At 56.3% G+C, this 24,595-nt stretch carries 19 protein-coding genes and 1 pseudogene; 9 read left to right on the forward strand and 11 right to left on the reverse strand.

Going from position 1 to position 24,595, the window contains the following annotated elements:
- Positions 1-72 precede the first annotated feature (72 nt).
- The 3 genes from H7R58_RS21810 (at position 73) to H7R58_RS21820 (ending at position 3,617) form a co-directional block, all read left to right on the forward strand.
- The gene (locus H7R58_RS21810; RefSeq protein ID WP_106928512.1) at positions 73-387 is read left to right on the forward strand and encodes a DUF485 domain-containing protein; all 315 of its coding nucleotides are present in this window, start codon (positions 73-75) and stop codon (positions 385-387) included.
- On the forward strand, positions 384-2,033 hold the full coding sequence (gene actP / locus H7R58_RS21815; protein WP_035895955.1) for a cation/acetate symporter ActP: 1,650 nt from the start codon (positions 384-386) through the stop codon (positions 2,031-2,033). Before H7R58_RS21810 ends, actP begins: the two co-directional genes overlap by 4 nt.
- A gap of 288 nt (positions 2,034-2,321) precedes the next feature.
- Positions 2,322-3,617, forward strand: coding sequence for an ABC transporter substrate-binding protein (locus H7R58_RS21820; protein ID WP_182929633.1), 1,296 nt, complete (start codon positions 2,322-2,324; stop codon positions 3,615-3,617).
- Positions 3,618-3,682: 65 nt separating this feature from the next.
- On the opposite strand, the gene H7R58_RS21825 is transcribed toward H7R58_RS21820, so the two are convergent.
- A complete protein-coding gene (locus H7R58_RS21825) occupies positions 3,683-6,658 on the reverse strand; it encodes an alpha-mannosidase (RefSeq protein ID WP_182929634.1) in 2,976 nt (991 codons plus the stop codon).
- Between the two features lie 397 nt (positions 6,659-7,055).
- Positions 7,056-8,633 carry a hypothetical protein gene (locus H7R58_RS21830; RefSeq protein WP_182929635.1) on the reverse strand — a complete coding sequence of 526 codons (1,578 nt, stop codon included), beginning with the start codon at positions 8,631-8,633 and terminating at the stop codon, positions 7,056-7,058.
- Between the two features lie 48 nt (positions 8,634-8,681).
- Here H7R58_RS21830 and H7R58_RS21835 point away from each other — a divergent pair, with 48 nt between their 5' ends.
- Complete coding sequence (locus H7R58_RS21835; RefSeq protein ID WP_106928520.1) at positions 8,682-9,977, forward strand: Gfo/Idh/MocA family protein; 1,296 nt, start codon at positions 8,682-8,684, stop codon at positions 9,975-9,977.
- Positions 9,978-10,081: 104 nt separating this feature from the next.
- A complete protein-coding gene (locus H7R58_RS21840) occupies positions 10,082-11,371 on the forward strand; it encodes an ABC transporter substrate-binding protein (RefSeq protein ID WP_374956748.1) in 1,290 nt (429 codons plus the stop codon).
- A gap of 83 nt (positions 11,372-11,454) precedes the next feature.
- Here H7R58_RS21840 and H7R58_RS21845 read toward each other — a convergent pair whose 3' ends face one another.
- Together H7R58_RS21845 and H7R58_RS21850 are read right to left on the reverse strand one after the other, a co-directional pair.
- On the reverse strand, positions 11,455-12,144 hold the full coding sequence (locus tag H7R58_RS21845; RefSeq protein ID WP_106928524.1) for an LrgB family protein: 690 nt from the start codon (positions 12,142-12,144) through the stop codon (positions 11,455-11,457).
- Positions 12,137-12,547, reverse strand: coding sequence for a CidA/LrgA family protein (locus H7R58_RS21850; RefSeq protein WP_106928525.1), 411 nt, complete (start codon positions 12,545-12,547; stop codon positions 12,137-12,139). Before H7R58_RS21850 ends, H7R58_RS21845 begins: the two co-directional genes overlap by 8 nt.
- A 102-nt stretch (positions 12,548-12,649) precedes the next feature.
- Here H7R58_RS21850 and H7R58_RS21855 point away from each other — a divergent pair, with 102 nt between their 5' ends.
- Positions 12,650-13,534, forward strand: coding sequence for a LysR family transcriptional regulator (locus H7R58_RS21855; RefSeq protein ID WP_106928527.1), 885 nt, complete (start codon positions 12,650-12,652; stop codon positions 13,532-13,534).
- Positions 13,535-13,606: 72 nt separating this feature from the next.
- On the opposite strand, the gene H7R58_RS21860 is transcribed toward H7R58_RS21855, so the two are convergent.
- From H7R58_RS21860 to soxR, 3 genes are all read right to left on the reverse strand, one after another.
- Entirely contained in the window at positions 13,607-15,253 is a 1,647-nt protein-coding gene (locus H7R58_RS21860; RefSeq protein ID WP_106928529.1) for a Na+/H+ antiporter, read from the reverse strand.
- 194 nt (positions 15,254-15,447) lie between these two features.
- The gene (locus tag H7R58_RS21865; protein ID WP_106928531.1) at positions 15,448-16,797 is read right to left on the reverse strand and encodes an NCS2 family permease; all 1,350 of its coding nucleotides are present in this window, start codon (positions 16,795-16,797) and stop codon (positions 15,448-15,450) included.
- Between the two features lie 395 nt (positions 16,798-17,192).
- Positions 17,193-17,651 carry a redox-sensitive transcriptional activator SoxR gene (soxR, locus tag H7R58_RS21870; protein ID WP_106928533.1) on the reverse strand — a complete coding sequence of 153 codons (459 nt, stop codon included), beginning with the start codon at positions 17,649-17,651 and terminating at the stop codon, positions 17,193-17,195.
- An 87-nt stretch (positions 17,652-17,738) separates the two neighbouring features.
- Here soxR and soxS point away from each other — a divergent pair, with 87 nt between their 5' ends.
- The 3 genes from soxS (at position 17,739) to H7R58_RS21885 (ending at position 20,196) form a co-directional block, all read left to right on the forward strand.
- Positions 17,739-18,068 (forward strand): superoxide response transcriptional regulator SoxS, encoded by a 330-nt coding sequence (gene soxS / locus H7R58_RS21875; RefSeq protein ID WP_106928535.1) that lies wholly within the window; start codon positions 17,739-17,741, stop codon positions 18,066-18,068.
- A 221-nt stretch (positions 18,069-18,289) separates the two neighbouring features.
- Positions 18,290-18,571 carry a YjcB family protein gene (locus H7R58_RS21880; RefSeq protein ID WP_106928537.1) on the forward strand — a complete coding sequence of 94 codons (282 nt, stop codon included), beginning with the start codon at positions 18,290-18,292 and terminating at the stop codon, positions 18,569-18,571.
- A gap of 131 nt (positions 18,572-18,702) precedes the next feature.
- Positions 18,703-20,196, forward strand: coding sequence for an MltF family protein (locus H7R58_RS21885; RefSeq protein ID WP_227673992.1), 1,494 nt, complete (start codon positions 18,703-18,705; stop codon positions 20,194-20,196).
- Positions 20,197-20,202: 6 nt separating this feature from the next.
- Here H7R58_RS21885 and H7R58_RS21890 read toward each other — a convergent pair whose 3' ends face one another.
- From H7R58_RS21890 to H7R58_RS21905, 4 genes and pseudogenes are all read right to left on the reverse strand, one after another.
- On the reverse strand, positions 20,203-20,907 hold the full coding sequence (locus tag H7R58_RS21890) for a GntR family transcriptional regulator (protein WP_106928541.1): 705 nt from the start codon (positions 20,905-20,907) through the stop codon (positions 20,203-20,205).
- Between the two features lie 14 nt (positions 20,908-20,921).
- Positions 20,922-22,240, reverse strand: a pseudogene (gene oxlT / locus H7R58_RS21895) (oxalate/formate MFS antiporter).
- A gap of 32 nt (positions 22,241-22,272) precedes the next feature.
- Complete coding sequence (locus H7R58_RS21900; RefSeq protein ID WP_320108684.1) at positions 22,273-23,883, reverse strand: gamma-glutamyltransferase family protein; 1,611 nt, start codon at positions 23,881-23,883, stop codon at positions 22,273-22,275.
- A gap of 434 nt (positions 23,884-24,317) precedes the next feature.
- Positions 24,318-24,563 (reverse strand): AbrB/MazE/SpoVT family DNA-binding domain-containing protein, encoded by a 246-nt coding sequence (locus H7R58_RS21905; RefSeq protein ID WP_001514834.1) that lies wholly within the window; start codon positions 24,561-24,563, stop codon positions 24,318-24,320.
- Positions 24,564-24,595: the final 32 nt, after the last annotated feature.

The raw sequence follows: 24,595 nt of genomic DNA on the forward strand, positions 1-24,595 counted from the left end.
TAAGACGCCAGTCGCCATCCGGCAACAGACAGCTCTAAAACAACAACAACCTGTACCTCTGGAGACTCTGTGATGAATGATCAAATTTGTCAGCAGATAGAAGATAGTGCGCATTTCAGGGAGCTCGTCGAAAAACGGCAACGGTTTGCCACCTTCTTATCGCTGATTATGTTAGTCGTGTACGTCGGCTTTATTTTACTCATCGCTTTTGCCCCTGGCTGGCTTGGCACGCCGCTCCATCCGGGCACCAGCGTCACGCGCGGTATCCCGATTGGGATCGGTATTATCGTCATTTCCTTCCTGTTGACCGGCGTCTATGTCTGGCGGGCTAACAACGAATTCGATCGCCTGAACAAGGCCGTACTGCGTGAGGTAAAAGCATCATGAAGAAAGTCCTGACGGCGCTTGCCGCCACACTTCCTTTCGCAGCCAACGCGGCCGATGCGATTAGCGGGCACGTTGAGCGTCAGCCGACCAACTGGCAGGCGATTATCATGTTCCTGATTTTCGTTATGCTGACGCTGTATATCACCTACTGGGCCTCGAAGCGCGTACGTTCACGCAGCGATTACTACACCGCTGGCGGCAACATTACAGGGTTTCAGAACGGGCTGGCGATCGCCGGTGACTTTATGTCAGCGGCGTCATTCCTCGGTATTTCCGCGCTGGTGTACACCTCCGGCTACGATGGGCTGATTTACTCGCTCGGTTTCCTCGTTGGCTGGCCGATTATTCTGTTCCTGATTGCCGAACGTCTGCGTAATCTCGGTCGCTACACCTTCGCCGACGTCGCCTCTTACCGCCTGAAGCAGGGGCCAATCCGTATGCTTTCCGCCTGCGGTTCACTGGTGGTCGTGGCGCTGTACCTGATTGCCCAGATGGTGGGCGCGGGCAAGCTTATCGAACTGCTGTTCGGCCTTAACTACCACGTCGCCGTCGTGCTGGTGGGCGTGCTGATGGTGATGTACGTGCTGTTCGGCGGCATGCTCGCCACCACGTGGGTACAGATCATTAAAGCGGTACTGCTGCTGTTCGGCGCCAGCTTCATGGCCTTTATGGTGATGAAACACGTCGGCTTCAGCTTCAATAATCTGTTCACTGAAGCCATGGCGGTGCACCCGAAAGGCGCAGCCATCATGAGCCCAGGCGGGCTGGTGAAAGACCCGATATCGGCGCTGTCGTTAGGCCTCGGCCTGATGTTCGGTACCGCTGGTCTGCCGCATATCCTGATGCGTTTCTTCACCGTCAGCGATGCGAGCGAAGCGCGTAAGAGCGTGTTCTATGCCACCGGTTTTATGGGTTACTTCTACATTCTGACCTTTATCATCGGCTTTGGCGCGATCATGCTGGTAGGGGCGAATCCGGCGTTTAAAGATGCCGCGGGCGCGCTGATTGGCGGCAACAACATGGCGGCGGTTCACCTGGCCGATGCCGTAGGCGGTAACCTGTTCCTGGGCTTCATCTCTGCGGTCGCCTTTGCCACCATTCTGGCGGTGGTTGCTGGCCTGACGCTGGCGGGCGCTTCGGCGGTGTCTCACGACCTGTACGCTAACGTCTTTAAGAAAGGCGCGACCGAACGTGAAGAGCTGAAGGTTTCTAAAATCACCGTACTGGTGCTGGGCGTGGTGGCGATTCTGCTGGGCATTCTGTTCGAGAATCAGAACATCGCGTTCATGGTAGGCCTGGCGTTCTCCATCGCGGCAAGCTGCAACTTCCCGATCATTCTGCTCTCCATGTACTGGTCGAAGCTGACCACCCGTGGCGCGATGATTGGCGGCTGGCTGGGCCTGCTGACGGCGGTGGTGCTGATGATCCTCGGCCCAACCATTTGGGTGACGATCCTCGGTCACGAGAAGGCTATCTTCCCGTATGAATACCCGGCGCTGTTCTCGATTGCCATCGCCTTTATCGGGATCTGGTTCTTCTCTGCTACCGATAACTCCGCCGAAGGTAATCTTGAACGCGAGCAGTTCCGCGCGCAGTTCATTCGTTCGCAGACCGGTCTGGGCATCGACCAGGGCCGTGCGCATTAATGTTATCCTCCCCGGCCTTCCAGGCCGGGGATCACAGTTTTATCCCCCGCAGATGAAGCCCGTCACGTTTATTCACCGGGAATACGTATCCCACTTCACAATGATTATTTCCGGGTTGTGAAGCGCCTTCCACTCCAGAATTTTTCTCCGCTTTTTTTATTATTCTGCTCCCCTTACCCACTCGCTGACGAAAAATTATTTCTATGCTCCCCTGACTAATATTATTAGCTAATAACAAAAATAGCCTTTTATTAATTCATTGTATTTATCCTACAGGAGCAATAATTCATGAAACGTTTATTCTGCGTCAGCCTGCTCTGCGCGAGCGGCCTGCTAACGGCTGCCTCCAGCTTCGCTCAGCAGGATGTCACCCTCAGAATGTCATGGTGGGGAGGGAAATCACGCCACGAAGTGATGCTCAAAGCGTTGGAAGACTTTGAAGCTCGTCATCCGGGGATTAAAGTGCACGCCGAGTATATGGGCTGGGACGGCTATCTTGAGCGCATGACCACGCAGATATCCGGCGGCCAGGAGCCGGATGTGATGCAAATTAACTGGCCCTGGTTCCCCATTTTTTCCCGCACCGGCGATGGGTTTTACGATATCAACAAACTGGGTGATGTATTCGACCTCAGCCAGTACCCGGCGAAAGAATTAAAATCCACGACCATTAATGGCAAGCTAAATGCGATTCCCATTTCGCTGAACGTGCCCGGGTTTTATTACAATACGGAAACCTGGAAAAAGGCGCAGCTCACCTACCCGCAAAGCTGGGACGACCTGTTTGCCGCTGGCAAAATATTTAAAACGCGGCTCGGCGATGAGTATTACCCGCTTATTTTTAACGATCAGGATACCTTCCTGATGGTGAACTGTTATATGTCGCAAAAGTACAATACGCCAATGTTTACCGCCGATGGTAACCACTTCGCCTGGAGCAAAGCGCAGTGGCATGAAGCCTTCAATTTTATTCAGCGTCTGGTCAACGATCACGTGATGCCCGGCCCGAAATACCTCGCCTCGTTCGGTAAATTCGATTTTATCGACAGCAAATACTGGCAGGACGGCAAATGGGCGGGCACCTACACCTGGAACGTGGTGATTCAGTACTATGCGCCAAAGCTGACGCCGCCGGCGAAGCTGGTGCTGGGTGACTATGTCATGTACCCCGGAGCCACTAACGCCAGCGCCTATTTTAAAGTGTCGTTGACCTATGCCATCAGCAAGGTAACGAAGCATCCGAAGGAGGCGGCAAAGCTATTGAATTTCTTGCTCAACGATCCGCAGGCCATTGCAGCCATCAGGCTGGAGAACGGCATTCCGTTGAGCAGCATTGCGATCAAAACGCTCACCGACAACGGCACGCTGACCAATGACAATCCGTCGGTCGCCGGATTTAACGCCGCACAGAGGTTAACGTCTGAATCAACGGCCACGTCGTGCATGGAGGATCAGAAAATGCAGTCCTTTTTCAAGGAGGCGCGACAGAATATGGACTACGGGCGGATGACGCCGGAACAGGCGGCAGATGACTTTGTGGCAAAGGCTGAGCGGTTGATGAAGCGGTCTGCGGCGCGTCATTAGCGGCGGTGATTGCCCCTCTCCCCACGGGGAGAGGGTTGATGCCGCAGTCCGCGTGATTCGCTGCCTTACGGCAACATCAGCAGCAGCGTTTTAATCTCAAACGGCGTAAACATCAGCGTCACGCTTCCCTCGACGACCGCGATCTCCTCTTCCACCTCTTCCATCAGGTTGGCAAGGTAGCAGCACGTCACGCCCGCCGGTAACCGGAGCGTTGCCGCCGCCTGCACGCCGTCAAACTCATAGGCACGCAGCACCAGCGCGCGGACGTTTTCCGCTTTTTTGACCGTCTCCAGGCACACATGCGGCGAGTCGCAGGCCACAAACGATGCGCCCTCTTCGGCCTCCTGCGGCCGCGCAGCACCCTGATACACCCGCAGCGGGTTGTTGAATAAATACGCCTCGCGGTTTACTGCCCCCACCACTTCATCGCCGCAGTGTGGGAACAGCGCATAGGAAAAACGATGCTCGCCGGCATCGGCGTTGACGCCCGGGTAGAGCTGCGAGCGCAGCAGATTGAGATCCAGCACGCCGTCTTTGGCGTAGTGCCCGTATTTACTGTCGTTCAGCAGCGCCACTCCGTAATCCGGCTGCGAGTAGTCAATCCACTTATGGGCACAAATCTCAAACTGCGCCGCGTCATAAACGTTATTGACCCTGGCGCTGCGGCGAATTTTGCCAAACTGAATGTCACAGCTTACCCGTTCACTCAGCACGTTCACCGCAAAGGCGGTGCGCAGCATTTTCTCGCGTTCATGCCAGTCCACGACGGTTTCAAAGGTCAGCCGTTTGCTGCCGGGTTGCAGGCTGATTTTCTGCGTCAGCGTCGAGCGACCATAGCGATAGTACTGCTCAACAACGGCGGCTGCGCCTTCGCGTCGGGCCGAGGTCGCGATCATCTCAAAGCACGCCGGTTCACGCTGACGGTAGGTAATGTCGATATCCCAGCAGTCGCCGCAGATGTCGTCATACACCGCCAGCCGGTTGCCGACGGTGCCAGGTTGCAGCAGCGAGCGGCCGGCCTGCTTGTCCACCAGCGCCACGATATGCCCCTGCGCATTAAACTCAACGCACAGCAGATCGTTTTCCAGCCGCTGCGGCTGCGCCACCGCCTGCGGAAGCGCCGCAGACACGGTGGGTTCAACGATCCGATAACCAAATGCCGGTACCGCCACGCGTGCGGGCTGGCCCGCCAGCATCAGCCACTCTTCGCGATCGAAACCGCTCAGATTATGAATGACGAACGCATCGGGCCGCTCGCCTGCGCGCGCAAGGCCATCGCCGATGAATTGTTCCACCTGCGCCAGCAGCGCCTCATAGCGGGCGACAGATTCGTCGTACACGCGCTTGATGGATGAGCCCGGCAGAATATCGTGGAACTGGTACAACAGCGCTTCTTGCCAGATAGCCTCAAGCTGCGCCGTTGGGTACGCCGTTTCATCGTGCAGCCAGCGGCGGCTGGCGACAAACTCCAGCTCGCGCAGCGCATTTTCCAGCTTACGGTTAAACCACTTGTTGCGCGCCTGCGTTGTCAGCGTGCCCTGATGCTTCTCCAGATACAGCTCGCCGTGGTAATGCGGATAGCGCTCGCAGCGCTGGGCAATATGCTGGAAGAAGTCGATCGCGTAGCCCTGCTTCACCGGCGCGATACCGCTGAGGTTTTTGATTCGCCGCAGCCGCGCCAGATGCTCTTCGCCAGGGCCCCCGCCGCCGTCGCCAATACCAAACAGCATCAGCGCCTGGTCGCAAACGGCCGCTTCACGGTAGGCCGTTTCAATACGCCGAATGCTACGCGGCGCGGCTGGGCCGTTGTAGGTCTCTTCCGGCAGCATATGCGCCAGCACGCTGCTGCCGTCAATTCCGTGCCAGATAAACGTATGGTGGGGAAAGGCGTTATGCTCATTCCACGACAGCTTCTGCGTCATAAAGTAGTCAACGCCAGACTTGCGCATAATCTGCGGTAGGTTGGCATTGTAGCCAAACACATCGGGCAGCCAGAGCATCCGCGTCGTCTGGCCAAATTCACGCTGAAAGAACTGGCGCCCGTAGAGAAACTGACGCACCAGCGACTCACCGCTGGGCACGTTCGTATCCGCCTCTACCCACATGTCGCCCTGAATCTCAAAACGCCCTTCTCGCACCTGACGCTGCACGCGCGCATACAGCTGCGGGTAGCCCTCCTTCACCCACTGAAACAGCTGCGGCTGGCTGGCGCCAAAATGGTAGTCCGGATCGTCGGCTAGCTGTGCCAACGCCGTCGCGAAGGTGCGCGCGCCCTTGCGTTTGGTTTCCCGGATCGGCCATAGCCAGGCAAGATCGATATGCGCATGGCCGATCCCCACCACGCTGACCGTCGGATCGCCGCCACGCTTATTTAGCTCTACCGCCAGCGCCCGCCGGCAGGCCGCAATCGCTTCATCATCGTAGCGGGACAGACCGTTAAGCGCCTCGCTCAGGCAGGACAACACGCGCTTGAAGCGGGCGCAAGCGCGATCCAGACAGCCCAGCAGATCGGCCAACACCCAGGCATCGTAGTAAAGATCGCGCAAAGCCGCATTGCAGGTGGCAATATGCGCCTGTGCCAGCACGCCGCTGCGCAGCGATCCAAAGAGATCGTTACAGGCCAGATCCAGCCACAGATCGACCTCTCGCCGCCCCTCCAGCGGCAACACCACTTTCCCCGCCTGGCCAAGACTGGGCTCAAAGGTGGAGTCGACGTTGGTCAGCCCCCGCAGCGGCGTGCCATCGCTCGCCACCACCAGCGCTTCGCCGCCGCAGTCGAACAGCACCACCGCCTCTTCCACCTTCACACCGTCCGGCACCACGCCGCGCACGTTCACCCATGCACAGTCCCACAGCGCTCCCCAGCGTTCTCCGAGGTGAAATTCATGCGGCTCGCCCTGTTCACGCCGGGCAAAAGGCACCGGTTCTGGCGTCAAAAATCCATTTACCGTTAATTCACACACCGGCGTATAGATCGCCATTTTTATTTGTTGAATTTGATAATCAATATCACGCAGTAATTTATCATCGAAGCTGAGCATGCAATATTCCTTTATAGGCGAAGGGCGGGCGGAAAGATAAATAAAGCGCAGGTAGTAGATAAGTTATGAATATTGAAATCCGTGACTCGCGACAAAAACAGAAAAATAAGAAGGTAAATATTTAATACCTATTTATTTAATAAATAATTAATACTCAATATATTTTCATGCTCAACTCCATCCTATTTATCCCTTAAGATTCATCTTGCATAAGATCACATTATTCACCGCAGCAGGTGATAAGCATCACGATTGCTTTATAAAAAAGAATGACGATGATCACTTTAAATTTTTAATCTCTGTGACCAGTACCTCATTTTCATCGTCGATGCGCCATAACGCGGCCTGAGCATGCCGCCGACGCGCGACATTTCAGGTCTCACTTTTTATGCTTAGCTCATTCGGACTCGGTCAGGCTGCGCGCAAAGCGGGCCAGGCGTTGAGGGCTTAACAGCAGCGGCAAAAACAGAGGGCTGCCCGCGGGCGGCGACGTTAGCCAGCGTTCCAGCGTGTCGACATAGTGCAAAAGCTGGTTTTGATGCTGGCGCAGCGTATCGGCAGGCAGCGCGTTATCGCCGTAGCGGTCGCGCCAAAGCAGGTCAACGGTGGCCCCGGCTACCCGGGAGAACATCTGGCTGTAGATTTCCGCATTGCGCCAGGCGGCGTGCAAAATCTCCAGCGAATCGTCAGGGCAGGTTATGCGTGGCAGTAGCTCACGCAGCGTCTGCACCGCGTTGGCAGCAAGGAAGCAGGCGGCTTCCTTTTCAAGGCTAATCAGCTGGCGCTGCTCCTGGCCTAATGGCAGATCGTCAGCCGGAATCAGCGGCTGCCAGGCCTGAAGCCAGTTGGCGCTGCGGGTGTCCATATGTAGCACCTGCTGCGCCTGGGAAATACCGTCCGGTACCTGGCTCTGATAATGCAGGCGGCGGCCCAGCAGGTTGGGCGTTTTACACAGCCAGTCGTAGCTGGAAGGAAACAACGCCGCCAGCCGCTGCCGGTCCTGCGGCGTGCGAAAGCGCAGCTGTCGTTGCTCGACCCAGCGGTCGAACACCGACGCCGTCGCGCCGTCCGTGACCTGGTTCGCGGCCATCAGGCCAATCAAATTGATGCTGTTTGCCGAGTCCATGACCCGGCTGTCGGGCATCCACTGCCAGCTCACGCGGGAGGTAATCGCCTCCACTTCGTTGCCGGTGGCGCTGATGGCCCAGCTCAGACGACCGCTGATTTCATCGGCCAGGTAGCACGGTAGCGCCGTCCAGCCGTAGCCAGTGCCGACCAGATCGTATTCGATCCACTTTTTGTGGCCGGGCAGCCCGACGATGTGCGGATGGTTAGCAAAACCAGGATGGTAGTCAATTTCGGTGGCTTTGACGGCGGCACGAACGTCATCCGGCAGCGCGGAGAGCACCGTCGCCAGCTGCTGGCGCGGCCAGCTGTCATCAATAAAGTCGCGCAGCACCAGCTTTTTACCGTGGCTGCGCAGCTGGCTCCAGACGCTGTAAAGCCCCTGCTGCCAGCCCGCGGTCTGGAAGGCTGGCGTCGTCAGGCCAAGCACCACGCCGCTGAGATGCGGTAGCGCCGGAAGAAGCGGGGAAAATATTGCCGCATAAAAATGTGGCCAGAAATCCGGTGAGCTTTTTTCGTCGAACGTTAATTCCGGGAATTTACGCTTGATGATGTCGTCCGTCGGCGCGGCCTCACCCTGAAGCCAGAAGGAGAGATTATTTTCCGCCAGATAACGATCGACGCGTTTTAAATACTGCAACGCGTAATTTTGTTGATGAATAAGGTTCTCGACGTTCAGCTTCTGACTCAACGGCGAGGGCGTAGCCAGAATAGAAAGCAGTTCCTGTTGGTGCAGGATGATACCGGTGAAACCATGCTGTTTCGCACTTTTAACACCCTGAATAAACCAGGGCCAGTTCCAGATAAAAGTGCTATTCAGCTCCATCAGCTGATGTGGAATACGTTTCATCGCCCTCACCCTGCAAATAAATATGTGCTTATCATAATCGAGGATGTCATGAAAAAATATGCGCTGGTCGGTACCGGGGGTCGTGCGGGTCTGTATATTTCCGCCATTGGCGGACAGTGGCGTGAGAATGCGAAAATGGTCGCCTTTTGCGATACCAATCAGACGCGCATGAACTACGCCAACCAACTGTTGCAAAAAGAAGGCGCCGAGCCGGTTTCGACCTGGAAAGCGGCACAGTTTGAAGAGATGATCCGCGAAACGCGTCCGGATATCATCATCGTCACCACCATGGACCGCACCCACGATGATTACATCGTCCGCGCGCTGCATGCGGGCTGCGACGTGATCACCGAAAAGCCGATGACCATCGATGAAAAGCGCGCGCTGCGTATTCTCGACGCGATTGAAGAGACCGGGCATTCCGTCCGCGTAGCGTTCAACTACCGCTACGCGCCACACCATAGCAAAGTGCGCGAACTGCTGATGCAGGGCGTGATTGGCAACGTGACCTCGGTGCACTTCGAGTGGCTGCTCAACACCGAACACGGCGCAGACTACTTCCGCCGTTGGCACCGCGAAAAACGCAACAGCGGCGGCCTGCTGGTGCATAAATCCACCCATCATTTCGACCTGATGAACTTCTGGCTAGCGAGCTACCCTGAGCGCGTTTACGCCGAAGGCAGCCTGCAATTTTACGGCAAAGAGAACGCCGAAAAACGCGGCGTAACCCAGTTCTATCCTCGCACCCACGGCTACGCGGAGGCCAAAGATGATCCGTTTGCACTCAACATGGCGGACAACGCTCAGCTGAAGGCGCTGTACCTCGACGCCGAGCATGAAGATAACTACTTCCGCGATCAGAGCGTGTTCAGCGACGGCATCACCATCGAAGACACCATGTCGGTGCTGGTGAAGTATCAGAACCAGGTGCAGCTCACCTATTCACTGAACGCCTACCTGCCGTGGGAAGGGTTGAACGTGGTCTTCAACGGTACCGAAGGCCGTCTGGAGATGAAAATCGTCGAGAAATCCTACGTTAACGCCGGTGGTAAACGCGAGAACGAAGGCAGCCTGGAACAGTGTGATATCACCGTGTTCCCGATGTTTGCCGAACCGTGGAAAGCCGAGTTCAGCCTGGGCGAAGGCGGCCACGGCGGCGGCGATAACGCCATGCTGGCCGACCTGTTCGGCGAGCCGGGCAATGACCCATTACAGCGCGCAGCCGACCATCGCGCGGGGGCCATGTCCATCCTCACCGGTATTGCGGGCAACATCTCCATGCAGCAGCAGCGCCCGGTGAACTTTAAGGAGTTTGAGCTGGTTTCCCGTCTGGCGAAACGCTAAGCGTTTCATTCCGGCGCGGCCCGTACCGCGCCGGAGCGACCGGTCAGTATTTTGCAGTTACTCACCTGTTTAATAACATGATTTCTGGCTCTGTCCCGGAGACAATAATGAATAAACTCGTTTCAGGTGTTATCGCATCGCTGTTATTTTCCTGTACCGCTACCTGGGCCCAGCAGCCCGTTGAACTGCGTATGTCGTGGTGGGGGGGCAACAGCCGCCACCAGGCCACCCTCAAGGCGCTCGAGGCCTTCGAGAAAAAATACCCCGATATCAAAGTAAAGGCCGAATACACCGGCTGGGACGGCCATCTCTCACGCTTGACCACACAAATCGCAAGCGGCACCGAGCCGGACGTGATGCAGACCAACTGGCCGTGGCTGATTATTTTCTCCAAAAATGGCGAAGGCTATTACGATCTTAACAAACTGAAAGACCAACTCGATTTAAGCCAGTATCAGGCGAAAGATCTGCAGTCCACGACCGTGAAAGGCAAACTTAACGGCCTGCCTATCTCGGTCAACGCGCCGGTCTTTTACTACAACGACGTCTCCTGGAAAAAGGCCGGGCTGGCCTATCCGAAAACCTGGGATGAGCTGTTTGCCGCCGGAAAAGTGTTCCAGCAAAAGCTGGGCGACAACTACTACCCGTATGCCATGGTCGACCAGGACGTTATTTTGCTGTTGAACGCCTACATGATGCAGAAATACCAAAAGCCGATGTTCGATAACGACGGCAAGTTTACCTGGGATGACGCGCAGTGGGCCGAAGCGTTTAGCTTTGTGAAGCGCCTGAGCGACGATCGGGTGGTGCCTTCGCCCAAGAAGCTTTCGTCATACGGCAAAGGCAATCTGTATGAAATGAAGCCATGGATTGCCGGAGAATGGGGCGGCACGTTCACCTGGAATATCTCCATCCGCATGTACATCAATAACCTGACGCCCCCTGCCCATCTGGTGCTGGGGGATTACGTTATGCAGCCTGGCACAACCGAATCCGGCGTCTACTTTAAAACGGCGCAAATGTTCTCAGTGGCCAAATCGACCCGCCATCCAAAAGAGGCCGCCATGCTGGTCAATTTCCTGCTTAATGACCCGCAGTCTATTGCAGCGCTGGGGCTGGAGCGCGGTATTCCGCTCAGCAAAGCAGCAGAAACGTTGCTAACACAACAAGGGGTTATTGACCCGAACGATCCGGTGGTGGCGGGACTACGCCAGGCTCAGGCGCTGCCGACGACGGTTGTCGCCACGCCGTATATTGAAGATTTACAGGTTGTCGATCAGTTCATGTCCGCACGCGAGAAGCTCGATCAGGGCAATCAAACGCCTGCTCAGGTGGCCGCCGATTTCCGCCAGCAGGTGGAGCGTATCGTTCGGCGTTTGAACCGCGGAGCCTGATGGTGCCGCGCTTACCCGGCCTACCACGTCGAATGTAGGCCGGGTAAGCGTACGCGCCACCCGGCAAAATTCACCACCGAGGCCTAGAACATAATCCAGCCAACCAGCGGAGCAACCAACACCATCACCACGCCGGAAAGCATCATCACCAGGCTTGCCACAACCCCTTCCTGCGGGCCAAGCTCATAGGATCGCGCCGTACCGGCGCCGTGCGATGCCGCGCCAAATCCGGCCCCTTTGGCCATTCCTTCGCGAATCGCGAGCCGCAGAAAAAGGACGTCGCCAATCGCCATACCAAATACGCCGGTCACAACGACAAACAGTGCCACCAGCTCCGGCTGGCCACCGAGCGATTTCGCCGCCGCCAGCGCAAACGGCGTGGTGATTGAACGCACCGCCAGGCTGCGCTGAATTTCATCCGACAGCGTAAACAGCCGCGCCAGCCACACGGAACTGGTCACCGCCACCACCGTTGCCGTCACCACCCCGGCGGAAAGCGACATCCAGTGGCGTTTGATAATCGCCAGATTATCGTACACCGGCACCGCAAACGCGATGGTCGCCGGCCCCAGCAGCCACAGCAGCCAGTGCGCCTCGCCCATGTAGTTCTGGTAGGAGATATGACCAAACACCAACATCAGCACCAGCAGTACCGGCGTGAGCACCAGCGGCATCAGCGGCAGCTTACGAAAGCGGCGATACAGGCGCTTATTGGCAAAGTAAAGTACCAGGGTAATCACCAGGCATAACACGCTCAGCTGAAAGTTACTCATGGCGCATCCGCTTCAGTTCGTAGCGATAAACCTTATCGACCACCCACGCGGTCGCCCCTAGCACCATCATCGTGCTCAGCGCGATGACAAGAAAAATACGCCAGCCGTCGACCATCAGCAGCTGAGCGTAATTCACCACCGCCACAACCGCCGGCACGAAAAACAGCAGCATCTCCGCCAGTAGCCAGCGCGACCCGGCACGCACCCACTTCAGCGGCACCACGTGGCAGACAATCAGCGCCAGCAGCAGCATCATACCCACCAGGTTGGCGGGCAGCGGCAGATGCCACCAGCGCACCAGATATTCAGCAAAAACAAACAGTCCTGCGTACAGCACAACCTGTACCGGCACCTGCAGACGGTTTAACACGGAGGGCACAACGCGCCCTAAGGCCTCAGCCATGGAGGGATGTCCAGAAAAAATCACAGGCGCACAGTATAGTGAGGCAACGATGATGACAGAAATGAATTAAACTCATCGGTAGCATAGTTTAGAGGCATAATCATGGACATTAGAACGCTGCGCTACTTTGTCGAAGTCGTTCGCCAGCAGAGCTTTACCCGCGCCGCAGAGAAGCTCTTTGTCACGCAACCGACGATCAGCAAGATGCTCAAAAATCTGGAAGATGAGCTGAACTGTACTCTGCTGATTCGCGATGGGCGCAAACTGCTGATGACCGATACCGGACAAGTGGTGTTCGAGCGCGGGCTGGCGATTCTCGATGAGTTTCGCCAGTTGGAAGCCGAGCTCAGCGACATTAATCATCTTAACAAAGGCGTGCTGCGTCTCGGCATTCCGCCAATGGTAGGCATGCTGATGGCCGGGCCGATTGGTCTGTTTCGTCAGCGCTACCCCGGCGTTGAGCTAAAAATCGCCGAATTCGGCGGCTTAACCGTGCAACAGGCGGTGATGAACGGCGAACTGGACCTGGCCATGACGGCGCTGCCGGTAGAAGAAGAGAGCGCGCTGACCACACGGCTCTTGTTCAGCCACCCACTTTGCGTGCTGGTACCGCGCTCCGGCGACTGGCTGGAGCAAACCTCGGTGTCGCCGCAGCAGCTCGCCGCCCATCCTTTGCTGATCTACAACGAAGATTTCGCCCTGAGCCGCCAGCTGATGCAGCTGTTTGCCCGTCACAACGTGAAGCCGCGTATTGCGGTGCGCAGCGGTCAGTGGGATTTTCTCGCCGCGATGGTGCAGGCGGGCGTCGGCGTGGCGATTCTGCCGGAGCCGATTTGCCGCAGGCTTGATGAGAAAACCCTGCGCTGGCTGCCGCTGGAGAGCGATTTGCGTTGGCAGTTGGGAATGATTTGGCGGGAAGGTGTCTATTTGTCTCACAGCGCCCAGGCGTGGCTGAAGTGCTGTGAGGGGTTTAAGGTGCCGGAGTAGAAGTTCAGGCGCGGTGTGTTCCCTCTCCCTTTTTAAGGGAGAGGGAACACAACAGCGCACGCTTTATCCGTATTACGCGTCTTCTATCAACAGCGCTTCCAGCAGGTCGAGATCGTGCAGCAGCTTCTGTAGCGTCTCATTGCTGATCTGCCTTGTCGCACGCAGGTGGTACAGCTCCCCGCGCTCCGAGCGCAGCGCCGCGAGGCGGAAACGGCGTTCCAGCTGTTCTTCCAGCATCGACGTCTCCACATCATTACGCCCGTCGGCCCGACGGCGCAGATTACCAATGACCCTTGAACTGACTTCAGTAAGCAGCTGGTTATCAATGTTCTCGTTGGCATCCGCCGCCAGACGCTCTTCCATTTTCTGAATAGCGACAATCGCCACATCGGCCGTTGCCGCGCGCGCCAGACGCTCTTCATTACGCTGCTGGACATGATCGGTGGATTCGATATGACGCAGCAGAATCGGCAGCGCCACGACGCCGACAAACAGCGAAAACAGAATGACCCCGGCTGCGAGGAAAATCAGCTCATAGCGCGCCGGGAACACGTCGCCGCTCGGCAGCAGCAGCGGAATAGAGAGAACACCGGCAAGCGTAATCGCCCCGCGCACCCCGGCAACAGAAGAGATCAGCAGTTCGCGCGTGGTCCAGGAGCCGAACTCCAACGGTTTCTTTTTCAGGAAGCGCTGGCTGAGCTTACGCATCGTCCATAGCCAGCCAAAACGCACCAACATCAGCGCCGCGTAGATCAGGATAATGTCGGTAAACAGCATCCACGTTTCCACGTTCGGGTCGGCTTCCGCAGCCACCAGCGAGCTGTGCAGGATGTCCGGCAGCTGCAGACCCAACAGCAGGAATACCATGCCGTTGAACACAAACTCGAGCATCGACCACGTACTGTTGGCGCGCAGGCGCATGGCCAGGGGTGCGGTACGCATTACGCCGGAGCGGGTGATGGTCATCCCGGCGGCGACCGCCGCCAGAATGCCGGAGACGCCGATATGTTCAGCAATCAGGTAAGAAGCAAACGGTAGCAGGAACAGCAGGACAATCTGCGTGGCAGGCTCATCGCCGCCCCAGCGGCTGAGAAAGCGCATTGAGCGGCCGTACAGCCAGCTCACCACGAAGCCCGCCAGGATACCGCCGATCGCCACCTTGAGGAACTCTACCGTGGCCCCGCCAACGGTAAAGACCATGGTGCCCATCGCGACCGCCACGGCAAACTTCAGCGACACCAGGCCAGAAGCGTCGTTCATCAACGCCTCGCCCTGTAGTATGCCCATAATTTTTTTCGGAATACGCCCTTCGCCCACGATGCCGGAAAGCGCCACCGCATCGGTTGGCGACAGCACCGCCGCCAGCGCAAACGCCGGAATCAGCGGAATGCCAGGGACAATCCAGTAGATCAGGAAGCCAATCCCGACCACCGTCACCAGCACTAACGCCAGCGCCAGGCCGAGGATCTCCCTGCCGTGTTCGATAAACTCGCGGGTCGGTGTCTTCCAGCCGTCGGCAAACAGCAACGGCGGGATAAACAGCACCAGAAACAGCTCAGGATCGAATTCAACGTGCAAACCAAAGGTCGGCCAGGCCAGTAGCGCACCGATGAGGATTTGCATTAAAGGAAGTGGGACCTGGAAGGGCAGTACGCGCGTAACCACCCCGGAGAGCGAAACCACGAGGGTCATGATAAGTATGGTAAAGAATATTTCCATGCGTTCCCTGTTTACAGCGTTGTCTTATTATTCAAAGCATGAAGCGTCGTGCTTCTAATCATACGCGTATCAGAGTAACGCAAAAGGAAACGAGAAGTGGCCGAAAAGAGAAAAAAAGTCCAGACCCGTAGTTCGACGGGGGTGAACAAAAAAAAACCCGCCAGCCGGCGGGTTCTTGAGAGACCAGAATAGACTTAGATAGCCCAGCCGCCTGCGTAGAAAACCACCAGCGCGACGGCGATAAGCACGGTACCGATATTCAGTTTACGCCATTCGCCGGATACCACGCGGCCTACGACCAGCGTCGCGAAGCCGATCATAATGCCGGTAACGATGTTACAGGTCAGCACAATCATCACCGCGGTGATCAGACCGGACATGGCGTCAACGAAGTCGTTGAAGTCGATGCGCGCCACGTTGCTCAGCATCAGCAGGCCAACGTACATCAGCGCCGGTGCCGTAGCATAGCCCGGAACAAGGTAGGACAGCGGGGACAGGAACAGAATCAGCAGGAACAGAACGCCGACGGTAATGGCCGTCAGGCCCGTTTTACCGCCTGCCGCGGTACCCGCAGCAGATTCGATATACACCGCCGCCGGTGCGGCACCCACGACCGCCGAGAACACGCTGCTCAGGGAGTCGGTAGTCAGCGCTTTACCGCCGTTGATGATCTGACCGTCTTTATCCAGCAGGTTTGCCTGCCCGGCTACCGCGCGGATGGTGCCGGTAGCGTCGAATACCGCCGTCATCACCAGCGCCAGCACGCTTGGCAGAACGACCGGGTTCAGCGCGCCCATGATATCCAGGCTGCCGATCAGCGAGTTGCCGTTGTCATCGCTCAGCGACGGCATAGCGAAGACGCCAGAGAAGTGCACGTTCGGATCGAAAATCAGGCCGACGATAGACACCCCGATAATGGTCAGCAGAATGCCGCCCGGGACCTTGAGTTTTTCCAGCCCGATGATCATCGCCAGACCCACCAGCGTCATCACCACCGGGAAGCTGTTGAACTGGCCCAGCGCCACCGGCAGGCCGTCCAGTGGGTTTTTCACCACCATGCCCACGCCGTTAGCGGCGATCAGCAGCAGGAACAGGCCGATACCGATGCCCGTGCCGTGCGCAATGCCCTGCGGCAGATTGCGCAAAATCCAGCTACGAATACCGGAAGCTGAGATAATGGTAAACAGCACGCCCATCAGGAACACGGCGCCCAGGGCTACCGGCACGCTGATGTGCTGGCCCAGCACCAGGCTGAAGGCGGTGAAGGCGGTCAGTGAAATGGCGCAGCCAATGGCTAAAGGCAGGTTCGCCCACAGCCCCATCACGATAGAGCCGACACCGGCTACCAGGCAGGTCGCCACAAAGACGGCCGCGGGCGGAAAGCCCGCTTTGCCCAGCATACCCGGCACGACGATCACCGAGTAAACCATCGCCAGGAAGGTCGTCAGACCGGCGACAATCTCCTGACGAACGGAGCTACCACGAGCAGAAATTTTAAACCAGGCGTCTAATGAACCGCCGGTACGCGCTGAAGGCGTAGACATAGAAAACATCCCCTGAGAGTTTTTATCATTCGTGCGTCTGCGTGGTGGAACATCCACTGCCAGCTAAGCGTCATCTCCATGTGCTACATTGCGGCAAAGGGGAGCCACAAAAAAAGCAAACGATTAACTCCGCGCAGACAAAACGAGAATCGGAATACCTCATCTTCGCGGGTGCGATATGAGGTGAGCCTGGTCATTTTCGGCACAAGATGCGGCCGGAAATTCAAGGCAAACGATTATCTGGCTTTTATGCCCTCTTTTTCAACAGAAGTTTGCCCTGGTTTATGAAAATTAACGATTGCCGATGAAGAATTGGCCAACCCATGCGCAAACGTTATCGTTTATGCGCAATCCGGCAACAATTCTGTGGCAAAGATGTCGCTAATCGATAAGCGTTATTCGTCTTCCAGCAAACGTGCGCCGGTACCTTCCTGACCGAGTTTATCGCCCGGGTTACGCAGTGGACAATCGCGCAACGACATACAGCCGCAGCCAATGCAGCCATCGAGCTGGTCGCGCAGGGCCTCCATGGCATGAATACGCTTATCCAGCTCTTCCCGCCATTGGGTGGTGAGGTGCTTCCAGTCACGCGGCCCTAACGTGTGGTTTTCCGGCAGCACGCTAAAGGAATCGCCGATGGTCGCCAGCGGAATACCGAGGCGTTGCGCGATTTTAATGATCGCCACATAGCGCAGCACATCGCGCTTATAACGGCGCTGGTTGCCGCTGTTGCGCGTGCTATGAATCAGCCCTTTACTCTCATAAAAATGCAGTGCAGAGACCGCAACCCCAGTTCGTTTCGCTACCTCACCGGGCGTTAGCAGAGATTTTATGCGGGTCGATTTTTTTTCCATAATACGCTTTACCTCAAGTTAACCTGAGGAATTATACTCGCCGACAGACAAAAAATCGACGCGAAAATAGACAACGGGGAGAGCCTTATGTCACATCGGGATATTATTCATACGCTCATTGAATGGATAGATGAACATATCGATCAACCGCTTAATATCGACATCGTGGCCAGAAAATCCGGCTATTCGAAGTGGTATCTGCAACGGATGTTCCGCACCGTGATGCACCAGACGCTAGGGGAGTATATTCGCCAGCGACGCCTGCTGCTGGCGGCAGAAGCGCTGCGCACCACCCAGCGCCCCATCTTCGATATTGCCATGGATCTGGGCTATGTCTCACAGCAGACGTTCTCTCGGGTATTCCGCCGTGAGTTCGACCGCACGCCGACGGATTATCGCCACCATATCTCCGCATAGTATTGCTCTGCCGCGGCTCACGGGGCCGCGGCGTTGACAAAAATCCTGCGTTTACCTCTGGTGAATAAAACAACAAACGTGATATAGTTCACACATTGAGATGAAACAAAAACACTGTTTCATTCGATTTGTGAATGCCTTTAGATAGCCTGAGCGCCTCGCGCCTCAATCAATAAGTGCTGTCAGGGCAGCTTGTTGTTTATCTCTGAGGATAAGGTCTCATGGTTTCGATTACCGCAGGCGTTGCGTTGTTACGCTGGCCGTTGACCAGCGCGGTACTGATGTTTCTCGCCAGTACGCTGAAAATTCAATTTCGTAAATCTGACTATGCCGGGCTCGCCGTCATCAGCGGTCTGCTAGGGGTAGCCGCCGCTTGCTGGTTTGCTACCGGATTACTGGGCATCACCCTCGTGGATATCGCCACTATCTTCAACAATATTAAAGATGTGATGGTGGAAGTGATGAGCCAGGCACCGCCGGAATGGCCGGTCGCCCTCTACTGATAATGAAGCCCCGATGCGTCGGGGCTTTTTATTGCCCGAACCAATGAAAAAGCCCTATCCCGGAAAGGGCTTTTGACGCCGCTCAGCTAAAATAGAAAGATCCCCCTGCGGAGCGTCGCCTCATGAACGCCATGCCTTTTTATCGCCTGATTACGGCCAGCTTCAGCGCGCTGCTGCTTATCTGCGCCGTCGCACAGGCGGAAGAAAAAACCGATGCGCTGGAAATTAACATCGACAGCGTTATGCAACCCTGGCGCGGCGACCTGCCGGGCATGCTCGACAGGCGCGTTATTCGGGTCCTCACCACCTACAGTAAGACCTTCTTTTTTATTGATAAAGGTCAGCAGCGCGGCGCCACACACGATATTTTCGCCGAATTTGAAAAAGCGCTGAACGCCCGGCTCGCCAAAGAGAAAAAGCTGCAACAGCGCCATCTCAAGGTGCGTATCATTTTTGTGCCGGTCACTCGTGATAATCTTCTTTCCGCGCTTAACGCCGGCAAGGGCGATATTGCCGCCGCGAACCTGACGATAACCCCCTCGCGCCAGCAGGCGGTCGCCTTCACCGACCCTATCTACAACAATATCCAGGAACTGTTAATCTCCGGCCCAGCCTCCCCCACGGTAAAGAATATTGACGATCTCTCCGGCAAGACGGTCTTTGTCCGCCGATCGTCGAGCTACTATGAGAGCCTGGTCGCGCTTAACGCGCGCTTTGCTTCAGCCTCCCGGCCGCCGGTCATTATCCAGCCCGCGCCCGAAGCGCTGGAAGATGAAGATCTGCTGGAAATGCTGAGTGCCGGGCTGATCCCGCTTATCATCGTCGATCGTCACAAGGCGCTGTTCTGGAAACAGGTTTTCCCTAAAATTCAGGTTCATGAAGATATCGTCCTGCGCGAAAACGGCAGTATTGCCTGGGCTGTGCGCCAGGATGAGCCGCAGCTGTTGGCGGCGCTCAACGGCTTTATCAAAGATAACCGCCAGGGCAGTACGCTGGGAAATACCCTGTTGCTGCGCTATCTGAAGAACGCGAAATACGTTAAAAACGCCGCCGCGGAAAAAGAACGACGCAAATTTTTGACGATGGTGGAGATTTTCCGCAAGTACGGCGACCGCTATGACGTTGATTGGCTGCTAATGGCCGCGCAGGGTTACCAGGAGTCACGACTTAATCAGTCGGTGCGCAGTCATGTCGGCGCGATTGGCGTGATGCAGGTGATGCCTGGCACCGGTAAAGCGTTGAAGGTGGGCGACATTAAACAGCTGGACCCGAACATTCATGCCGGGGTGAAGTATATGCGCTGGATGATTGACCACTACTACGGCGACGAGCCGATGACGCAGCTGGATAAGGCATTGTTTTCTTTTGCCGCGTACAACGCCGGGCCCGCACGCATTGCGCGTTTGCGCCAGGAGACAGCAAAACGCGGTTTTGACCCCAACGTCTGGTTTGGCAACGTGGAAAATCTGGCTGCCGAGAAAATTGGCGCCGAGACGGTGACCTACGTGAGCAATATCTACAAGTACTTCATCGCCTACCGGCTGATTCTGGATGAGATGAACCGGAAGCGGGCGGCGATGGGGAAACCGCCGATTTTGCCCGCGACCGATAAAAACAACGGCTAGCCCCGGTTACAGAATCTGCTTGACCCGCACCCCCTGCAAGCGTCGCAGGGTTATGGTGCTGGCGCCCTGGTAAGCATCCTGAATATGCGCCGAGATCAGCGCTATCGCGCGCGCTTCATCGCGCTGTTCAATGGCTTCCAGCAGCTCAGCATGCTCTCTGTAGGTCTGGGTAATACGGGATTCATATTCAAAATCGAGCCGCCGCATAATGCGAATGCGGTTGGTGATATTGGTCAGAATAGCCGTTAACTCCCGGTTGCCCGCAGCCTCGGTTAGCGCCAGATGGAACTGCTCGTCCAGCGAGGCAATATCATCGCACGCCAGCATCTCCTGCGGCGCAACCCGCCAGATAGCGTTCAGCCCGGCGAGTACCTGCCGATTCACTTTTACTGACGTAGAACTGCATAGACTGCGCACCGAATTCACTTCAATCAGCGCGCGCGTCTCGTACAGATCTTCATAGACATCGAAATCGATGGGGAAGACTTCCCACCCGTTACGTAAACAGCGCCTGACCAGCCCCTCGTTTTGCAGCCGCAGCAGCGCTTCGCGAACCGGCGTGCGGGAACACCCCAGGCGGCGGGCAATGTCCACCTCCGTAAAACGATCGCCGGGCAGCAGGACGAACTGATAAATCTCCTGTCGCAGCTGCAGAAATACGCGATCTGAATGCGCAAGAAGCGGCGTGGGTTCCGATGTCGTGAACGTCATAAAGTGCTCCGCGATTAACTGTGCTGGCGAATAAAGCGTGCACGCCAGGGTTTCAGCACCCACAGTGCCAGCCCTGCGGTGACGAAATCAAGGGTAATTGCACAGCCGAAGACCACATGCCACCCTTGAGTGTGCTGGTACAACAGCGCAGCCAGCGGCCCGCCAAAGATGGAGCCTATCCCCTGCGAAATATACAACCAGCCGTAGTTCGAGGCGGCATTCTCACTGCCGAATGTGTCGGTCAGCGTCGAGGGGAACAGCGAGAAAATTTCGCCCCATCCGAAGAACACCACCCCGGAAAGCAGCACAAACAGCAGCGGGTCCTCGCGACAGGCGAGCCATAGCGTCATCGCAACCCCTTCAAGGGCAAAGGCGATGAACATGGTTTTTTCACGACCGTAGCGGTCAGAAATAAAGCCGAACAGCGGCCGTGTCAGCCCGTTAGTAAAGCGGTCGATGGTCAACGCCAGCGGCAGCGCGGCCATACCGAATACCACGGCTTTGCTGATGCCGAAATCCTCGGCAAAGATGGCCATCTGCGAGGTGACCATGAGCCCGGAGGTGGACATCATCGCCATCATGGCGAACATCAGCCAGAACAGCGGCTGGCGCAGCATTTCACGAGAGGAAAACTGACGCGTTCCCTGCACGATTTTCCGGCTGGCGGGCTGCGCGGTCGAATTGGGCGGCAGGCTCAGCCCCTGACTGGCCAGCAACCCCACGGCGGCGAAGACGATGCCGAACACGGTCATGGTCTGCTCCAGACCGTAGTGACCCAGAGAAATCGAGATCGGGAAGGTGGTTAATATCGCCCCCATGCCGTAACCCGCAGCCACCGCCCCCGCAGCAAAACCACGGTTTTGCGGAAACCACTTCACCATCAGCCCCACCACGCCGATATACACAATCCCGGTGCCCAATCCACCGATGCAGCCGTACACCAGGTACAGCGCCATCAGGCCGTTAATATGAGCGGAGAGCACCCAGCTCATTCCCGCCATCACCGTGCCAATGGAAATCAACAGCCGGGGGCCAAATCGTTCAACCAGCCGCCCCTGAAAGGGGGAAAAAAGGTCTGTAGAATAATTAACAGCGAAAAGGTCACCTGCAGCTCCGGCAGGCCTACGCCCAGCTTTTCCGTCAGCGGTTTGGTCAGCAGCGTCCACACATACTGCGGACTGGAGATAGAGGCCATACAGATAAGACCCAGCACCAGCTGCGCCCATTTGCCCAATTTTGGTGCCACCAAAGGTTCTCTGAGAACGGTCATTTTACGCTCCAATAGACGAAAAAATGTCGCCAGAAAGCGGGCACGCTTTGCGCGCCGCGTCATTCCAGGAATGTTTCATTTGGAAAAATGCTGGGTTACCAGCGGGCGACGCCACCGTCGCTGCGCGGGTCGCTTCCGCCTTCCAGCATGCCGTTGCGGTGCCGGAGGATTGCCCCGGCATGCCCCATGAGGTCGTCATAAGGGGGGTATATCTCGACGTCATGGCCGTACTGTTTGAGGGTCTCGGTAGTCTCCGCTCTAAGGCGGCTTTCAATCTTAAGCGTGTCGTTGCTCTCACCCCAGGTGCGCCCTAATAACCAGCGCGGCGCGGCGACCGCCGCCTGAGGCGTCATGTTCTGATGGAGGATGCGGTCAAAGATGGCTGCCAGCGTCTGCGGCTGGCCGTCGCCGCCCATGCTGCCGTAGACCAGCGCGTCGCCATTGCTCAGCCTCGCCAACCCTGGGTTAAGGGTATGGAACGGCAGACGACCCGGCTGTAGGGGGTTAGTGGCATTGGGATCCAGCGAAAAACTACTTCCGCGGTTCTGCCAGATGATGCCGCTATCGGCAAGAACCACCGCGCTGCCAAATTCGTGATAGATACTCTGAATAAAGCTGACCGCCGTGCCGGAAGCATCAATAACGCCCATCCAGATGGTATCCGCCGGCCCGCGACCTTTACCCCAGGCCTGCGCCCGGTCGGGAACAATCTGCGCGCTGAGCTGAGCGATGCTGTCTGCCGTCAGCAGCGATTGTGGATCCAGTGTCATGTGGGCCGGATCAGTGATATGGCTATCGCGCAGGCTGAAAGCCAGCTTGGTGGCTTCGACACAGTGGTGGACAAAATCGGCTTCGTCGGCAATAGCCCCCTTGTTACGCTGCTGCTCAATCATGCCCGTAATCAGCAGCGAAACCAGGCCCTGCGACGGCGGTGGAAGGTTATAAACCGTCCCTCTCTCCGTTTCCAGCGCCAGCGGCTTCACCCGTGCGGCACGATAAGCGTCAAGGTCGCTAAAGCGCAGCAGGCTTCCGGCTGCCTCCAGTTCGCTGGCGATCAGGCGGGCGGTCTCACCGTGGTAAAAATCACCCAGCCCATGGGTTGCCAGCCGTTCCAGCGTGTTGGCGAGTGCAGGCTGAAGCAGCAATTCATCTGGGCCGAGCGCCTGCCCTTCAGGCGCAAACAGACCGCAAAATCCTGGATACTGGCCCAGCTGTGGCAACCGTACGGCAATCTGTTGATGCAGCCCTGCGGTAACCGGCACGCCATGACGCGCATAGTGTATGGCGTCCTTTAACAAGCGCGTTAACGGCAGCGGCGCATTTGCCTCATATTCTCTCGCCCACTCCAGCGCACGTTCCCAACCGCCAATCGTGCCCGCAACGGTATTGGCCGCCAACGGTCCGCGCACCGGCACCTGTGCATAACCCGCCTGGCGATAAAAATCGATATTCGCTTTTTCCGCCGCGAAGCCACAGGCCTGAATCGCCACAGGTTCTTCGCCGGGCCGGGAGATTAACCAGAATCCATCACCGCCGATGCCGTTCATATGCGGGTAAACCACAGCAATAGTCGCCGCCGCAGCCACCATTGCTTCAACCGCATTACCGCCATCGCGTAAAACGGCCACCGCGCTTTCCGCAGCCAGCGAGTGCGGCGCAACGGCCATGCCCTGCATACATTTTGCTGATTGGATCTGAGTCATCATCTGCTCCTTGCCTACATGTGTGTATACACTGATGTAGGCACAAAACGTGCCAGATATAAATTTATATTAATTTTCATTTAGTTAATCTAATTAAGCCGAAAATAATGAGCGCAATACAGAGCAATTGACGCACCGAAGCGGTGCTGATGTGGGCAGATGGTGCGCAATAAAAAAGCAAAAACCCTGCCGGAGCAGGGTTTTGAACGTCTTAATAAGGGCCGTTGAGCGGCGGCTTATCAGAACGGTTCTAATTACCTGATAGTGGAAAACAAAACAAAAAATATAATAATTTCATATTGTTATATGATAATTTATTAACTATGTGAAGTTTATAGTAAAAAATAGCCTTTATTACGACTAAAAACTTTACTTTCCTCTCTTGGTTGTTGCTCACCGCAATCATTCCAATTTTCTGGAATTAGTCTAAAAGAGAATCAGAGCAACTCTTTGCCTATTGGCAGCCTGAAGTCAACTCTGTTGTGAAGATTAACCTCAGAAATGCCCTCAATAAGATTTTCAAGGGAATATTTAACCAGTTCCGCTGGGCCAATAATGATACAGCCATTTTTGGCTTCAATATCAATAGCATCGCCGATACTGAAGCCAACTTTTTCCATAATTGCTTCTGGTATTTTGAATACTGGGCTATCTCCGCATTTCTCAATAATTATCTGGATCATTAGAGCTCCCCCGCTAGTACCATCATACATCA

The organism is Klebsiella sp. WP4-W18-ESBL-05, from assembly GCF_014169075.1.
Taxonomy (GTDB): domain Bacteria; phylum Pseudomonadota; class Gammaproteobacteria; order Enterobacterales; family Enterobacteriaceae; genus Kluyvera; species Kluyvera ascorbata_B.

Excerpts from the sequence above, each read along its gene's own strand:
- H7R58_RS21810 (WP_106928512.1), top strand. The coding sequence starts at position 73 with ATGAATGATCAAATTTGTCAGCAGATAGAAGATAGTGCGCATTTCAGG.
- actP (WP_035895955.1), top strand. The coding sequence starts at position 384 with ATGAAGAAAGTCCTGACGGCGCTTGCCGCCACACTTCCTTTCGCAGCC.
- H7R58_RS21820 (WP_182929633.1), top strand. The coding sequence starts at position 2,322 with ATGAAACGTTTATTCTGCGTCAGCCTGCTCTGCGCGAGCGGCCTGCTA.
- H7R58_RS21825 (WP_182929634.1), bottom strand. The coding sequence starts at position 6,658 with ATGCTCAGCTTCGATGATAAATTACTGCGTGATATTGATTATCAAATT.
- H7R58_RS21830 (WP_182929635.1), bottom strand. The coding sequence starts at position 8,633 with ATGAAACGTATTCCACATCAGCTGATGGAGCTGAATAGCACTTTTATC.
- H7R58_RS21835 (WP_106928520.1), top strand. The coding sequence starts at position 8,682 with ATGAAAAAATATGCGCTGGTCGGTACCGGGGGTCGTGCGGGTCTGTAT.
- H7R58_RS21845 (WP_106928524.1), bottom strand. The coding sequence starts at position 12,144 with ATGAGTAACTTTCAGCTGAGCGTGTTATGCCTGGTGATTACCCTGGTA.
- H7R58_RS21850 (WP_106928525.1), bottom strand. The coding sequence starts at position 12,547 with ATGGCTGAGGCCTTAGGGCGCGTTGTGCCCTCCGTGTTAAACCGTCTG.
- H7R58_RS21855 (WP_106928527.1), top strand. The coding sequence starts at position 12,650 with ATGGACATTAGAACGCTGCGCTACTTTGTCGAAGTCGTTCGCCAGCAG.
- H7R58_RS21860 (WP_106928529.1), bottom strand. The coding sequence starts at position 15,253 with ATGGAAATATTCTTTACCATACTTATCATGACCCTCGTGGTTTCGCTC.
- H7R58_RS21865 (WP_106928531.1), bottom strand. The coding sequence starts at position 16,797 with ATGTCTACGCCTTCAGCGCGTACCGGCGGTTCATTAGACGCCTGGTTT.
- soxR (WP_106928533.1), bottom strand. The coding sequence starts at position 17,651 with ATGGAAAAAAAATCGACCCGCATAAAATCTCTGCTAACGCCCGGTGAG.
- soxS (WP_106928535.1), top strand. The coding sequence starts at position 17,739 with ATGTCACATCGGGATATTATTCATACGCTCATTGAATGGATAGATGAA.
- H7R58_RS21880 (WP_106928537.1), top strand. The coding sequence starts at position 18,290 with ATGGTTTCGATTACCGCAGGCGTTGCGTTGTTACGCTGGCCGTTGACC.
- H7R58_RS21885 (WP_227673992.1), top strand. The coding sequence starts at position 18,703 with ATGCCTTTTTATCGCCTGATTACGGCCAGCTTCAGCGCGCTGCTGCTT.
- H7R58_RS21890 (WP_106928541.1), bottom strand. The coding sequence starts at position 20,907 with ATGACGTTCACGACATCGGAACCCACGCCGCTTCTTGCGCATTCAGAT.
- H7R58_RS21900 (WP_320108684.1), bottom strand. The coding sequence starts at position 23,883 with ATGATGACTCAGATCCAATCAGCAAAATGTATGCAGGGCATGGCCGTT.
- H7R58_RS21905 (WP_001514834.1), bottom strand. The coding sequence starts at position 24,563 with ATGATCCAGATAATTATTGAGAAATGCGGAGATAGCCCAGTATTCAAA.